Origin of the sequence: Paraburkholderia sp. UYCP14C (assembly GCF_004197395.1) — a bacterium.
Lineage (GTDB): Bacteria > Pseudomonadota > Gammaproteobacteria > Burkholderiales > Burkholderiaceae > Paraburkholderia.
On sequence record NZ_SELS01000040.1, the window covers coordinates 51,522 to 64,984 of the forward strand.

At 63.7% G+C, this 13,463-nt stretch carries 14 protein-coding genes and 1 pseudogene; 8 read left to right on the forward strand and 7 right to left on the reverse strand.

From position 1 onward, the window contains the following. Positions 1–52: 52 nt before the first annotated feature. Positions 53–193, reverse strand: a pseudogene (locus EVC45_RS47000) (OsmC family peroxiredoxin); the annotation flags it as partial. A 125-nt stretch (positions 194–318) separates the two neighbouring features. On the opposite strand from EVC45_RS47000, the gene EVC45_RS29295 reads away from it, so the two are divergent. Next, complete coding sequence (locus tag EVC45_RS29295; protein WP_129961676.1) at positions 319–885, forward strand: DUF3455 domain-containing protein; 567 nt, start codon at positions 319–321, stop codon at positions 883–885. A gap of 275 nt (positions 886–1,160) precedes the next feature. On the opposite strand, the gene EVC45_RS29300 is transcribed toward EVC45_RS29295, so the two are convergent. Both EVC45_RS29300 and EVC45_RS29305 read right to left on the reverse strand, forming a co-directional pair. Further along, complete coding sequence (locus EVC45_RS29300) at positions 1,161–1,577, reverse strand: glycine zipper family protein (RefSeq protein ID WP_129961709.1); 417 nt, start codon at positions 1,575–1,577, stop codon at positions 1,161–1,163. Between the two features lie 10 nt (positions 1,578–1,587). Next, complete coding sequence (locus EVC45_RS29305) at positions 1,588–2,019, reverse strand: hypothetical protein (protein ID WP_129961677.1); 432 nt, start codon at positions 2,017–2,019, stop codon at positions 1,588–1,590. Positions 2,020–2,404: 385 nt separating this feature from the next. Between EVC45_RS29305 and EVC45_RS29310 the strand changes: the two genes are divergently transcribed. After that, positions 2,405–3,862: an NCS1 family nucleobase:cation symporter-1 gene (locus EVC45_RS29310; protein WP_129961678.1), complete on the forward strand. Its 1,458-nt coding sequence runs from the start codon at positions 2,405–2,407 to the stop codon at positions 3,860–3,862. A 26-nt stretch (positions 3,863–3,888) separates the two neighbouring features. Here the strand turns inward: EVC45_RS29310 and EVC45_RS29315 are convergent, their stop codons facing one another. The 4 genes from EVC45_RS29315 to mtnK form a co-directional block, all read right to left on the reverse strand. Then, entirely contained in the window at positions 3,889–4,071 is a 183-nt protein-coding gene (locus EVC45_RS29315; protein WP_211193494.1) for a hypothetical protein, read from the reverse strand. Positions 4,072–4,093: 22 nt separating this feature from the next. After that, complete coding sequence (locus EVC45_RS29320) at positions 4,094–4,696, reverse strand: class II aldolase/adducin family protein (protein WP_248295305.1); 603 nt, start codon at positions 4,694–4,696, stop codon at positions 4,094–4,096. 113 nt (positions 4,697–4,809) lie between these two features. After that, on the reverse strand, positions 4,810–5,886 hold the full coding sequence (mtnA, locus tag EVC45_RS29325) for an S-methyl-5-thioribose-1-phosphate isomerase (RefSeq protein ID WP_129961680.1): 1,077 nt from the start codon (positions 5,884–5,886) through the stop codon (positions 4,810–4,812). Positions 5,887–5,959: 73 nt separating this feature from the next. Beyond that, entirely contained in the window at positions 5,960–7,225 is a 1,266-nt protein-coding gene (gene mtnK, locus EVC45_RS29330; protein WP_129961681.1) for an S-methyl-5-thioribose kinase, read from the reverse strand. A 270-nt stretch (positions 7,226–7,495) separates the two neighbouring features. On the opposite strand from mtnK, the gene EVC45_RS29335 reads away from it, so the two are divergent. From EVC45_RS29335 to EVC45_RS29360, 6 genes are read left to right on the forward strand one after another with little or no spacing between them, the layout of a single operon-like run. After that, the gene (locus EVC45_RS29335; protein ID WP_129961682.1) at positions 7,496–8,284 is read left to right on the forward strand and encodes a GntR family transcriptional regulator; all 789 of its coding nucleotides are present in this window, start codon (positions 7,496–7,498) and stop codon (positions 8,282–8,284) included. Then, on the forward strand, positions 8,284–10,050 hold the full coding sequence (locus EVC45_RS29340; RefSeq protein WP_129961683.1) for a fumarate reductase/succinate dehydrogenase flavoprotein subunit: 1,767 nt from the start codon (positions 8,284–8,286) through the stop codon (positions 10,048–10,050). The genes EVC45_RS29335 and EVC45_RS29340 overlap by 1 nt, the downstream gene beginning before the upstream one ends. A gap of 14 nt (positions 10,051–10,064) precedes the next feature. Beyond that, positions 10,065–10,310 (forward strand): ferredoxin family protein, encoded by a 246-nt coding sequence (locus tag EVC45_RS29345; protein ID WP_129961684.1) that lies wholly within the window; start codon positions 10,065–10,067, stop codon positions 10,308–10,310. Positions 10,311–10,366: 56 nt separating this feature from the next. Beyond that, positions 10,367–11,794: an ABC transporter substrate-binding protein gene (locus EVC45_RS29350; RefSeq protein WP_129961685.1), complete on the forward strand. Its 1,428-nt coding sequence runs from the start codon at positions 10,367–10,369 to the stop codon at positions 11,792–11,794. A gap of 35 nt (positions 11,795–11,829) precedes the next feature. Next, entirely contained in the window at positions 11,830–12,675 is an 846-nt protein-coding gene (locus EVC45_RS29355; protein WP_129961686.1) for an ABC transporter permease, read from the forward strand. Beyond that, positions 12,672–13,463 carry an ABC transporter ATP-binding protein gene (locus EVC45_RS29360; protein ID WP_129961687.1) on the forward strand — a complete coding sequence of 264 codons (792 nt, stop codon included), beginning with the start codon at positions 12,672–12,674 and terminating at the stop codon, positions 13,461–13,463. Before EVC45_RS29355 ends, EVC45_RS29360 begins: the two co-directional genes overlap by 4 nt.

Below are 13,463 nucleotides of genomic sequence, written 5' to 3' on the forward strand. Positions count from 1 at the left end.
CCCGACTACTTTTCCAGGAATACGAGCAGTCGTGAGGCCCAGGCGGACGACTTCACCGCTCTATCATAGTGGTGTCAATGCGCGTGTCCCGCTTGATGAAGAGCGTGACGGGCGTCTTTTCGCAGATCTCCGCGAGTCGGGCCCGTTGCGTGGCCTCGAGCGGCGTATCCAAGCTCACGGTGCGGCGCATGTACGGGTTGCGCTCCTCGGACCTGTTGTGCACGAACCGAAGTGACGGCGCGGCGGCGCCCGAGTCTCGCCGCGGTTTCCCGGTATGATCAACTGGCAAGCTGACACCTTCATCGGGGGATGACGCGCATGACCCAATCGATCCGCAGAGGCGGCCGCCGCGTCGGCCTGGCGACGCGGTGCGCCATCGCGATCGCGACGGCGCTGGCCAGTATCGTGGTGCTTTCCTCTGCCCAAGCCCAAGCCCAAGCCCAGGCGCCGGCGCCGGACGTGCTGCATCCTGCCGGCGCGACCCACGTGGTGGCCTCGCTCGAGGCATCGGGCGTGCAGATCTACGTCTGCAAGCGCGACGCCGCCAATCAACTGGCGTGGACCTTCCAGGCGCCGCAAGCCGAACTCTACGACGCCTCCGGCCAGCTCGTCGTCAGGCACGGTGCAGGACCGTCGTGGGAAGCGCCGGACGGCAGCCGGATCACTGGCAAGCTGCTGCAGCACGCCGCCAATCCCGACGATGCCGCGGCGATCCCGATGCTGCTCCTCTCGGCCACCAGCGCGGGCGGTCCGGGCCTCCTGAACACGGTGCGCTACGTCCAACGGCTTGCCACGCACGGCGGCGCGGCCCCCGCGCAAGCCTGCGTGCACGAGGGAGAGGAAGGGCGCAGCCCCTATCTCGCGCAGTACGTGTTCCTCGAATGACCGTGGTGCGAGCGCTCGTGTACTGTGTGGCCGCGCCGCGGGACGGGTGCAGCCGCTGGCGCAGTCGTCCTGACAGCCGGATCGCACGCGGTGCTGCTCGACCGACTGTCCACCTCGAAGCGCACTGAGCGGGTGCAAAGAATCAATCCACGGGTCGGAGTGCGGCCATGATGCGTCGTTCGCACGCACCGTCGCTCGGACATGCGGGCCTTGGTTCCACTCAGGATCTTGCAACGGTCCCTTGCGTCAATCGCTTTGGAGATTCGCCAGAACGCTCAGGGGGTGTGCCCTTGCGGTGCCGGCGGCGGGAAGTAGGGATTGTAGTTGGCAGGTGGCGTCGCGGGCGGCGCCGCAAGCATCTGGCCATACACCGGGACGCGGTGTCCGCGCGCGTACATGCACTGAATGTAGGCGGCGTCGTATTGGTACTGTGCGCCGTATCCTGAGCCGTTCGGATGACTGGGTCCGACCGCCGAACTGCTCACCGCCGCCGTGTTGGAGGTTTGCTGCGAGCTCACCCCGCCGACCTGGCCGAGCGCAAACTGGCGGCAGTCGTGGTCATCACCGAGAAACTGGTCGAACGTTTTGTGACTGCCCGGGAGCACCATCACGCCGGGGCCCGATGGTATCGCCGTACAGGCGCCCACGACGAGCGCGGCAACCATCAGGAGGGGAACAGAACGCGGCATCAGTACCTCCGCGTTACGACGACGGCTGGGCCAGCACCGTTTGCCAGCCGCCCGGACAGTCCTTGATGTACGGGTAATAGCCGCTGGGCTCGTCGCAGCGGTACCACCACGCGTTCGCATCCGCACTGTCCAACCCGTCGCCTTGCTCGATGTATTGCACCACGGGCGCGTAGTAGCCGGGGTAGAAATCCGGGTATGGCCAGCCGTAGTATGGATATCCCCACCAGCCAGGCCAGCCGCCGCCTACCACGAAGGTCACGTGCCCATGCCCATGCCCGTGCCCATCGTGAAAACCGTCATGGTGGAAGAAGCCATCCTGACCGTGAAAGCCGCCGTGCATGCCCCCACCGCCACCACGACCGCCGGCCAGTGCCGGACCGTCGGCAGCCATCGCCGCCACTGCTATTAGTGCCAAGGCAATCTTGCAAAGCCTGTGCCCGATCATGATGTATGCCCCGCCTTGCTGCCTGCCGGCCGGGTCGCTCGGGACCCGTGCCTGACCGTCCCTCGTATCGTCTGGTTTGTTCAGATCCCCCCTTCACGTCTCTCCGCTTGTACTGAGTACGACGTTATAAACGGCTGACAGGTCGGATTTATTCCTTCAACCAGTCCCTGACTTCCCATCACGCTTTGATGAAATATCAGCCGATGAAGGAGCATCTGGAGGTTGGCTTGCGCTGGCAGGCATCTCGACCAGGGTTAACCCATTCAAAACTGTGCCGCAAAGTACATACAGTTCTTGCATGCGAGCTTGCTTCAGACGCGGGCATCGCCGCCCAAGGTCGTCTGGCGGTGTTTCCTCAGTTCCAGGAACTCAAAGGAGATGACAGATGGAAATCCGCAACCCTTCCCCCGGTCTCTACAACGAAGATCTCGCACCCGCCAGGGTGCGCAACTGGGGTGCCTTTAGCATTTTCAACGTCTGGACCTCGGACGTGCACAGCCTCTGGGGCTACTACCTCGCCGCCAGCCTGTTCCTGCTGTGCGGCAGCTTTACCAACTTCGTGCTGGCGATCGGGCTCGGCTCACTGGTGATCTTCGCGCTGATGAATCTGATCGGCTACGCCGGCGAGAAGACCGGGGTGCCATACCCGGTGCTGGCGCGCGCCTCTTTCGGCGTGTGGGGCGCCAACCTGGCGGCGCTGGTGCGCGCCGTGGTGGCCTGCTTCTGGTATGGCGCGCAGACGGCAGCGGCTTCGAGCGCGATAGTCGCGCTGTTGATCCGCAGCAACGGCCTGATGGAGTTCCACAAGGGCACGCACTTTCTCGGCCACTCGGCGTTGGAGGTGATCTGCTACTTCATCGTCTGGGCGCTGCAACTGCTCATCATTCAGAAGGGCATGGACACGGTGCGCAAATTCCAGGATCTGGCCGGTCCGGCGGTGTGGATTGCGATGCTGATCCTGGCGGTCGGCCTGTGCGTCAAGGCCGGCGGCTTCACGTTCGAGCATGGCATTCCGAGGGACGTGCTGCTCGAGAAGACCCGGGACGCCGGCGTCAGCGGCGAGCCCGGCTCGTTCTGGGCGCTGATGGCCGTCGGCGCGACCTGGATCACCTACTTCGCCGCGCTGTACCTGAACTTTTGCGACTTCTCGCGCTACGCGAAGAACCGCGACGCAGTCAGGAAAGGAAATCTTTGGGGCCTGCCGGTCAACCTGATTGCGTTCTCGCTGGTCGCCGGCGTCACCACCATCGCGGCCTTCAAGGTGTACGGCGAAGTGCTGCTGCACCCCGAGCAGATCTCAGCCAAGTTCGACAGCTGGATACTGGCACTCATCGCGGCGGCGACCTTCGCAGTCGCCACGCTAGGCATCAACGTGGTGGCCAATTTCGTCTCGGCGGCGTTCGACATCTCCAACACGTTCCCCAGGCAGATCAGCTTCAAGAAGGGCGGTTTCATCGCTGCAGCCATCGCGCTGGTGCTTTACCCGTTTGCGCCGTGGGAAGGCAACGCCGCGCACTTCGTCAACGCCATCGGCGCCACGATGGGTCCGCTGCTGGGGATTATCCTCGTGGACTACTATCTGGTGGCCAAGGGCAGCATCAACGTCGCGGCGCTCTACCAGGAGCACGGCGAGTATCGCTACGAAGGCGGCTGGAACGTCAACGCGCTGGCCGCGGCGGCGGTCGGCAGCGTGTTTTCGACCTTCCTGCCCAACTTCACCAACCTGCTGCCGGCCTGGTGGAATACCTATGGCTGGTTCTTCGGCGTAGTGATCGGCGGCGGCATGTACCTGATCATGGCGACGCTGCGGCCGCGTACCGTGATCGCCCCTACGCGCGTTTGAGGGTTCGGAGGCGCGAGCCTTGGCCGCTATCGAACACGTGAGCTGACGGGGCAAGCGGTCACGCGTAGCGTCGGCAATGCGGGATGGTCGATTTCGCAGGCGATCAGCCGTGCCGCAGCGCCACTCGCCTCGTCGCCGAGCGCGGCACGGTGAAGAAGCGAGCGCACGGAGAGTTCGCGCATGCCGCTGCGCACTGCGAGGTTCAGCATCTCGTCGATCCAGGCCGATGCTTCATTTGCGCAGACCGTAGCCCTTGAACTTCTCAACGACCTCGTCCATCTGCGCGTCCGAGAGCAGCGGTGGCTCGCCAAGCTGGCACGCGAGCAGGTATTGCTTCGCCAGCACCTCGACTTCGTTCGCGAGCCACAGGGCCCGTGCAAGATCGCGCCCCAGTGCAATCACACCGTGATGCGCGAGCAGGCACGCGAGCCGGTCGCGCAGCGCAACGAGCACATGATCGGAGAGCGCCTGGCTGCCGAAGGTCGCATATGGCGCGCAGCGAATCGAATTACCGCCCGCCGCGGCCACCATGTAGTGATGCGCAGCAATGCCGCGACCGTGGATGGCCAGCGCCGTCGCCGCATTCGAATGCGTATGGACGACCGCGCTTACATCGGGCCGCGCGCGCAGGATGTCCCGATGAAAGCGCCACTCCGAAGACGGGCCGTGCGCTTCGAAGAGCGGATCGTCTTCGCGCACATCGAGCGCCATCCAGACGATACGCTCACGCGTGAGCGCCGCACACGGCACACCGCTCGGCGTGATCAGGAGGCCGTCACGCCAGCGCGCACTGACGTTGCCCGAGGTCCCCTGATTGATGCCGAGGCGCTCCATCTCGCGAACGGTATCGACGATCTGCTGACGCAATTCGGCTTCGGCCCGCGCGTCGCGTGCACGCGCCGCCGCTTCGCCCGCACGATGCTGGCTGGCTCCCTCGTTCGTGTCGCTCATGCGCCCTCTCCGTTCGCGAAGAGCGCCGCCAGATTGACGTCGAACGGCGCGCGCACGATGCCCTGCTCCGTCACGATGCCCGTGACGAGCGCATGCGGTGTCACGTCGAACGCCGGATTGCGCACCTGGATGCCCTCGGGGGCGATACGCCGGCCCGCGAGTTGCGCCACTTCGTCGGCGCCGCGCTCTTCGATCACGATGTCCGCACCGGATGCAGTGCGAAGATCCAGCGTGGACGAAGGACACGCCACGTAGAACGGAATGCCGAAGTGCTTCGCCGCGATCGCCACGCCGAGCGTGCCGATCTTGTTGGCGACGTCGCCGTTCGCGGCGACGCGGTCGGTCCCGACGATCACGAGATCGATCAGTCCCTGCGCCATCAGCGTGGGCGCCATGTTATCGGTGATCAGCGTGACGTCGAGCCCCGCCTGCTGCAGTTCGTACGCGGTGAGCCGCGCGCCTTGCAGCAGCGGGCGCGTCTCGTCCGCGTAGACGCGAAAGGATTCACCATCGCGATGCGCGCAATATAGCGGCGCGGTCGCGGTGCCGATACCCGTCGTCGCGAGCGCACCGGCATTGCAATGCGTGAGTACCCCGCTGCCGCTTGCAATCAGCGCGCGCCCCTGTTCGCCGATCCGCGCGCACAGTTCGATGTCCTCGCGATGAATGCGCATCGCCTCGGCAACGAGCGCGGCGTAGACCTCCGCGCCCGTCTGGGCCGCAACGCCACGCGCGTGCGCGCGCATCCGATCGAGCGCCCAGCGCAAATTCACGGCCGTCGGCCGCGCGCTGTCCAGATAGGCGGCGTGATGTTCGAGCCGCTCGAGGAACGCATCGCGCGATGCCTGCCGCTCCTGCCGCATCGCCACGCACAGACCGTACGCCGCCGCGACGCCGATTGCAGGCGCGCCCCGCACGCGCAACTCATGTATCGCTCGCCACACCGCTTCGACACTGTCGACCGCCTCGACGACGCACGCCTGCGGCAGACGCGTCTGGTCGAGCAGATAAAGCGTGTCGTCGCGCCACTCGATGGTGGGCGGTAAATTCGAAATGAGTGGCTGCAAAGCCATAGGATCTCCGTCGATACCGCTAAATCAGACCATGCCGCGCGGGCGGCGGATTGTTTCAGTTACGCGGGCGCGCTCAGACGTCCACCGTCTGCGCGAGCACCTGAGCGGCCAGCGCGGTAACCGCTTCGATCGAAGCCAGTTCGCCCCGCTGCACGAGAAGTGCTTCGGCCAGGCGCAGGCAGCGCACTTCCACGCTTGCGCGCACCGCTTCATCCTTGATCGTGGTGATCTCCGCGACCTTCGCCATGCCGACGATGCGTCGGATCATCTTGCAGCCCGCGAAGCCTAGCGTATCCGCGATGAGCCGCCGCATGAATTCTGCGCGGAACGCATCGGCCGCGCGCGAGTCGGCGGGTCCGCCGATCCAGGCACGGCCAGCCTCGCGCTCGTGCATGCGCCAGAGCTGCACGAACTTCTGCGCAAAGCCGTTCCACACCGCTTCGACCTGCTCGAGCAACCAGCGCTGAAACGCGAGCGGTTCACGGCCGGCCATGCGATCGTGCCAGTCGCGCGAATAATACGCGAGCAGCAGGTTGGCGATGAACGCGCCGGTGTCGAAGCCCATCGGCCCGTAGAACGAGAACTCCGGGTCGATCACGTACGTCTCGTGCTCGTTAGCCATGATCGAGCCCGTATGCAGGTCGCCGTGCACGAGCGTCTCCGCATGGTTCATGAACGCCCATTTCATCTCGGCAACGGCGCGACGCAGCGGCTCGTTCGTGCGCAGCCGCTCGATTGCGGCCGCAGGCAGCGCGGGGTTGTACACATTCGATGCATGGTCTTCGAACGGATACGTGAAAACAAGATCCTCCGTAATCCTGCACAACTCCGTGTTGATGCTGCCGCTTGCCGCCGCCTTCTTCGCCTCGGGCGAAAGATACAGGTCGGAGCCGTGAAAGAGCGTACGCGCGAGAAAGGTGGAGATGTGATCGGCGAGGTGCGGATAGACGATGCCCTCGGTCAGCCCCTGGCGCAACACACGATGTGACGCGAGGTGCTGCATCACAATGAGGTATTTTTCGCTGTCGGCGTGATAGACGCTCGGCACGTGCTGTGGGCACAACGTAACGTAGTGGCGCAACGCCGCCACTTCGCGCTCCATGCGCTCGCGCGGCAAGGGCCACGCTTCGCCCACGAGCCGCAGGAACGGCGGCGCCTGCTTGACTACCACGCTGCGCCGCGGGTCGCGCACGCTGCTCACGAAATAGACGTAGTTCAGGTTGCCATCGCCCACTTCGACGACCTGCAGTTCGCTGTCGTCGCCGAGCCGTGCATTGACGGCTGGAATACCCCTCAGGTATTCCGCCAGTTCGGAAGAGCTGAACGCCTCGAAGTGCATGGTTTTCCCGTCCGGAAAGTGGACCCGCGAGCCCGTCTGACATGCTGTGAGCGTCAATTTACATTAGACGTCTGACGTTATCGTCTCGTGGATTTCCCTTGGTTGTGGTGCGGCGTCACAATTGTCAGGGGAGAACCGCGCGCTAGAACCCTTAACAGAACGAGCAAGGTGCGGTTCATCGCAGTCGAAAAAGCAAAGCAGAATTTCTTGGTTGGTCTGCGAACAGGCACTCACTAGACTGCGACTCATCTTGTCATAACAAGTTGAGCCATGTCGAAAGCCGCAGGCAATCTTGCCCCAGTCACATCGGTGCCGCTCTATGCGCAGATCAAGCAAGACTTGCGCGCACGGATCCTCGACGGTACCTATGCGCCTCTCAGCCAGATGTCTTCCGAGCACGAACTCTGCGCGATGTTCGGGGTGAGCCGCATCACCGTGCGTCAAGCGCTGGGCGATCTGCAGAAAGAAGGCCTGCTCTTCAAGCTGCATGGCAAAGGCACGTTCGTATCGAAGCCGAAGGCGTTTCAGAACATCAGCTCGTTGCAAGGGTTTGCCGAAGCGATGTCGTCGATGGGCTATGAAATCGTCAACCAGTTGCGCGGTTTCCGCACCGTCAGCGCGAATCGGCAAGTGGCCGACCGGCTCCTGATCGAAGAAGGCGCGCCCGTCATCGAAATTCATCGTGTGCGTCTGCTCAATCGCGAACCGGTTTCGCTCGAGCTGACCTGGCTTCCCGAAGCGCTCGGCCAACGGCTCGCCAACGCCGACCTCGTCACGCGCGACATCTTCCTGATTCTGGAAAACGACTGCGGCGTGCCGCTCGGACACGCCGACATCGCGATCGAAGCGATTCTCGCCGACGATGAGATGGTCGGCGCGCTAGGTGTGGAAGAAGGCAGTCCGGCGCTACGCATCGACCGGCTGACGCACGACGCGAGTGGTATGCCGATCGATTACGAGCATCTGTACTTCCGCGGTGATGCGTTCCAGTACCGCTTCCGGATCGACCGCGTAAAAGAGGGCAAAGCCGCAAAAAGCCCGGCCAAAAGGAAATCATGATGAATACACACGTACTCGAATACGACATCGTCGTGGTGGGCGGCGGGACAGCGGGCCCGATGGCCGCCGTCAAGGCTAAAGAAAGCGACCCACAACTCAAGGTGCTGCTGCTCGAAAAGGCCAACGTCAAACGCAGCGGCGCGATTTCGATGGGCATGGATGGGCTGAACAATGCCGTCATCCCGGGCCACGCGACACCCGAGCAATACACACGCGAAATCACCATCGCCAACGACGGCATCGTCGATCAGTCCGCCGTCTATGCGTACGCGAAGCACAGCTTCAAGACGATCGAAGAACTCGACCGTTGGGGCGTCAAGTTCGAAAAAGACGGCACCGGCGACTACGCGGTAAAGAAAGTGCATCACATGGGCTCATATGTATTGCCGATGCCGGAAGGTCACGACATCAAGAAAGTGCTGTACCGGCAGTTGAAACGTGCGCGCGTCGCGATCACCAATCGCATCGTTGCGACGCGTCTTCTCACCGACTCCCTGGGCAACGTCAACGGCGTACTGGGCTTCGATTGCCGCACAGCCGACTTCTACGTGGTGCGCGCCAAGGCCGTGATTCTGTCGTGCGGCGCAGCGGGACGGCTCGGCTTGCCCGCATCCGGATACCTGATGGGCACCTACGAGAATCCGACCAACGCGGGCGATGGTTACGCAATGGCCTATCACGCAGGCGCCGCGCTCGCGAACCTCGAATGCTTCCAGATCAATCCGCTGATCAAGGACTACAACGGACCCGCATGCGCGTATGTGACGGGCCCGCTCGGCGGCTTCACGGCGAACGGTAAAGGCGAACGCTTCATCGAATGCGATTACTGGAGCGGGCAGATGATGTGGGAGTTCTATCAGGAACTCGAAAGCGGTAATGGCCCGGTGTTTCTCAAGCTCGATCACCTCGCCGAGGAAACGATCCAGACCATCGAGCAGATCCTGCATACGAACGAGCGTCCGAGCCGTGGGCGCTTTCACGCGGGACGCGGCACCGACTACCGGCAGCAGATGGTCGAGATGCATATCTCCGAGATCGGCTTTTGCAGCGGACACAGCGCTTCGGGCGTGTTCGTGAACGAGCGGGCGGAAACCACCGTGCGCGGACTCTATGCCGCTGGCGACATGGCCGCCGTGCCCCACAACTACATGCTGGGCGCTTTCACGTACGGCTGGTTCGCCGGACAGAATGCCGCCGCGTATGTAGCGGGGCGCGAGCATGCGCCGCTCGATCAGGAGCAGATCGACGCGGAACGCGTGCGCGTCTACGCACCGCTCGAGCGCGAACATGGACTTGCGCCCGCGCAAGTCGAATACAAGCTGCGCCGCATGGTCAACGACTATCTGCAGCCGCCCAAGGTGACGCGCAAGATGGAAATCGGCCTGCAACGCTTCGACGAGATCGCTGAAGACATCTCTGCGATCAAGGCCTCGCATCCGCATGAGCTGATGCGCGCCGCCGAAGTACGCGCGATACGCGATTGCGCCGAGATGGCCGCACGCGCGTCGCTGTTTCGTACGGAAAGCCGCTGGGGCCTGTATCACCATCGGGTCGACTATCCGCAGCGCAACGACGCCGAATGGTTCTGCCACACGCATCTGCGCAAGGACGCAACGGGCCGCATGGTCAGCGAAAAGCGCGCCGTCGAGCCGTACATCGTCCCGCTCGACGACCGGGAACTCGGTTCCTATAGCAATCTCCGCATTCACGACGCCAGGGACATCACGCAGGCGGCAACCCAGCCGCTCGCCGATGTCGCTGCCTGACAGGAGCATCCGCGATGTCTTATACCCCGCACGACATTCTTCATCGAAGCCCGGCAGCCGTCACGATCGACGAAAGCAAATGCATTGCCGAGAAGGGCTGCACCGTTTGCGTCGACGTGTGCCCGCTCGATCTGCTCGCGATCGACGTCAGTAAGGGCAAGGCCTACATGCAGTTCGACGAATGCTGGTACTGCATGCCGTGTGAGCAGGACTGCCCGACGGGCGCGGTAAAAGTCGACATTCCGTATCTGCTGCGCTAGCGCATGGCGGCGAGCATCCATCTGCCCCTCCACCGAGACCCACGAAGAGCCGCCTCATGATCATCCGCTATGCCCTGCCCCGCTTCCTTGCCGTCGCCATGCTCGCCGTTGCCGCGGGCAGCGTCGAGGCCGAAACGATCCGAGTCGCCATCGGCACACAGGACACGACCATCAACTGCGCGACGGGCGGTCTGTTGATTCGCGAACTTCATCTGCTCGACAAGTATCTGCCGCACACCGGCAAGTACAAGGACGTGAGCTACGACGTGCAATGGAAAGATTTCACGTCCGGCGCGCCGATGACCAACGAGATGGTCGCGGGCAAGCTCGATTTCGGCGCGATGGCCGATTTCCCCGGCGCGCTGAATGGCGCGGCGTTCCAGAAGGCAGGCCGCAAGAGCATCTTCATCGCCGTGCTGTCCGGCAGCGTCGACGGAAGCGGCAACGGCATCGTCGTGCCCGAGGGTTCGCCCTTGCATTCCATTGCCGACCTGAAGGGCAAGACGATTTCCGTGCCGTTCGCGTCGACATCGCATGGCATGTTGTTGCGTGCGATCAAGGCGCAAGGCTGGAATCCGGACACCGACGTGAACATCATCACGCAGGCACCGGAAGTGGCGGGCAGCGCGTTGAAGGCGAAGAAGATCGACGCGCACGCCGACTTCGTGCCGTTCGCGGATCTGTTCCCCTATCGCGGCTTCGCGCGCAAGATCTACGACGGCGCGCAAAGTCACGCGCCAACCTATCACGGCGCACTCGTCGATGCAGTTTATGCGCAGAAGTACCCCGAAGTGGTCGTCGCGTATCTGCGCGCCGCCATCGAGGCAAACGGGCTCATCGCGCAAGACCCCGAGAAATACAGCCTGCTGATCCAGAAGACGACCGGTATCGAAGCGCCCGTCGACTATCTCTATCACGGCCCGCTCGGTATCCAGACCCGCGACCTCACGTGGAAGCCCGAGTATCGCCAGGCCACGGCGACCGCGATCGAAACGCTCAAGCTGCTGAAGAAAACGGATGTCGATCTGAACGCGAACACGTTTATCGACGACCGCTACATTCGCGAAGCGTTCAAGGAATCCGGCCTCGACTACGATGCCCAGCTTAAGAACTATGCCAGGCAGCCGCTCATCGCGAACGACGCCGTCACAGGAAAGCCGATCCGCGACTTCAACGACGTGGCCCAGGTGTGGCTCGACAACGAAGAGAAAGTCCGCAATTACGCGTCGCCTGAGGAAGCCTTCGCGGCGCTCAACAAGATCGCGCAGTCGGGCGCAAAGCCACGTGCCGTGTTCGTTCACGACCACGCAAGCGGCCTCAAGCTATTCGCGAATCAGGCGTGGTACGTGAAGGATTCGCACGGCGCGATCACCGCATTCCTGCTGAGAGCGGGCGCCGACCGTTACGCGCAACAGGGGTCGGGATCGGTGGTCGATTACGCCGCTGCTCAATCGGGCGCCGCGCAAGCCGTCGCGTCGCGCTAGGCGCATTCCATCGTCGCGCAACATCGGGACACACTATGGCCGCCACCTTCGAACTTCAGGGCAACCGCGCATCGACGCGCCGGCGCACTCCTTTCTTCACGGCGACGACCCTGCGCCGCGCGCGGCGCGTGACATCGCTGGCGGTATGCGTCGCGCTCTGGCAGCTTGCCGTGCACTTCCGGCTATCGACGGGCTTCATCACGTTCGCCAACGTGCCCGCGCCATCCGATGCGCTGCCCGCGCTGTGGTCGCTGCTGCATTCGCCGAAGCTGCCGATGCATCTGGCCGCGAGCATCTGGCGCGTGCTCGCGGGTTTTTGCGCGGCGGCTGTCGTGGGTGTCGGCCTGGGCCTCGCGATTGGCCGTTATCGCGCGGTCGAAGACACGGCACTGCCCGCGCTCGAGGTGCTGCGCCCGATCCCCGCCGTCGCGTGGATACCGCTTGCGATCCTGATGTTTCCGTCGTCGGAACTCAGCATGATGTTCATCACGTTCATCGGCGCGCTGTTTCCGATTCTGCTCAACACGGTGCATGGCGTGGAAGCCGTCGATCCGCGGCTCGTCGCGACCGCACGTAGTCTCGGCACGAAGCCGCTCGCGCTCTACAAGGAAGTGGTGCTGCCAGGCGCTGCGCCCGCCATTTTCACGGGCCTTGCGATCGGCATGGGCACCGCGTGGTTCTGTCTGGTGACGGCGGAGATGATCGCGGGCCAGTACGGTATCGGCTATTTCACGTGGGAGTCGTATACGTTGCAGAACTATCCCGACATCGTCGTCGGCATGGCGCTGATCGGAGCGCTCGGCATGGGCAGTAGCGCGCTCGTCAAGCGTCTGGGCGTCGCGCTCACACCCTGGTACCGCCTACAGGAGACACGCCGATGACCAGCGCCGCCATCGAAACCGCGTACGCGCCCGCCCGTGTCAACGTGCGCGGGGTTTCTGTCGAAGTGGGGCCGCCCCAGGCGCGCATCGCGACACTAGACGGTCTCGACGTCGACATCGCGCCCGGCCAGTTCGTCTGCGTGCTGGGTCCTTCGGGCTGCGGCAAGTCGACCTTGCTCGCCGCGATCGCGGGGCATATCGCGGCGACACATGGCACGATCGCCGTCGACGACGAAACGGTCGATCGCCCGCATCCCGAGCGCGGGCTCGTCTTTCAGCAACACACGCTGTTTCCATGGAAGCGCGTGATCGACAACGTCGCGTTCGGCCTCAAGATGAAGGGCGTCGGCGCGAACGAGCGGCGCGGGCGAGCCGCAGATCTGCTCGAACTCGTTGGACTTGGCGGGTTCGACTCGCACTACCCCGCGCAACTGTCCGGCGGCATGCAGCAGCGCGTCGAAATCGCGCGCGTGCTGATCAACCGGCCACGCGTGCTGCTGATGGACGAGCCGTTCGGCGCGCTCGACGCGCAAACGCGCCGCATGATGCAGACGCTGCTCCTCGATATCTGGACAAAGGTGCGCACGACGGTGGTGTTCGTCACGCACGATATCGAAGAAGCGCTGTTTCTGGCGGATCGCATCCTGATGCTGTCGAAGCGGCCTGCCCGCGTGGTCGCGGATATTGCGGTGCCGCTTGCACGACCCCGGTCCGACGATTCGACGCTCGATCCAGCGTTCGTCGACATCAAGCGCCGATGCCTTTCACTGTTGCGCGACGCCGAGTGA

Coding starts and splice junctions, on each gene's coding strand:
- EVC45_RS29295 (WP_129961676.1), top strand. CDS start 319: ATGACCCAATCGATCCGCAGAGGCGGCCGCCGCGTCGGCCTGGCGACG.
- EVC45_RS29305 (WP_129961677.1), bottom strand. CDS start 2,019: ATGATCGGGCACAGGCTTTGCAAGATTGCCTTGGCACTAATAGCAGTG.
- EVC45_RS29310 (WP_129961678.1), top strand. CDS start 2,405: ATGGAAATCCGCAACCCTTCCCCCGGTCTCTACAACGAAGATCTCGCA.
- EVC45_RS29315 (WP_211193494.1), bottom strand. CDS start 4,071: ATGCTGAACCTCGCAGTGCGCAGCGGCATGCGCGAACTCTCCGTGCGC.
- EVC45_RS29320 (WP_248295305.1), bottom strand. CDS start 4,696: ATGGAGCGCCTCGGCATCAATCAGGGGACCTCGGGCAACGTCAGTGCG.
- mtnA (WP_129961680.1), bottom strand. CDS start 5,886: ATGGCTTTGCAGCCACTCATTTCGAATTTACCGCCCACCATCGAGTGG.
- mtnK (WP_129961681.1), bottom strand. CDS start 7,225: ATGCACTTCGAGGCGTTCAGCTCTTCCGAACTGGCGGAATACCTGAGG.
- EVC45_RS29335 (WP_129961682.1), top strand. CDS start 7,496: ATGTCGAAAGCCGCAGGCAATCTTGCCCCAGTCACATCGGTGCCGCTC.
- EVC45_RS29340 (WP_129961683.1), top strand. CDS start 8,284: ATGAATACACACGTACTCGAATACGACATCGTCGTGGTGGGCGGCGGG.
- EVC45_RS29345 (WP_129961684.1), top strand. CDS start 10,065: ATGTCTTATACCCCGCACGACATTCTTCATCGAAGCCCGGCAGCCGTC.
- EVC45_RS29350 (WP_129961685.1), top strand. CDS start 10,367: ATGATCATCCGCTATGCCCTGCCCCGCTTCCTTGCCGTCGCCATGCTC.
- EVC45_RS29355 (WP_129961686.1), top strand. CDS start 11,830: ATGGCCGCCACCTTCGAACTTCAGGGCAACCGCGCATCGACGCGCCGG.
- EVC45_RS29360 (WP_129961687.1), top strand. CDS start 12,672: ATGACCAGCGCCGCCATCGAAACCGCGTACGCGCCCGCCCGTGTCAAC.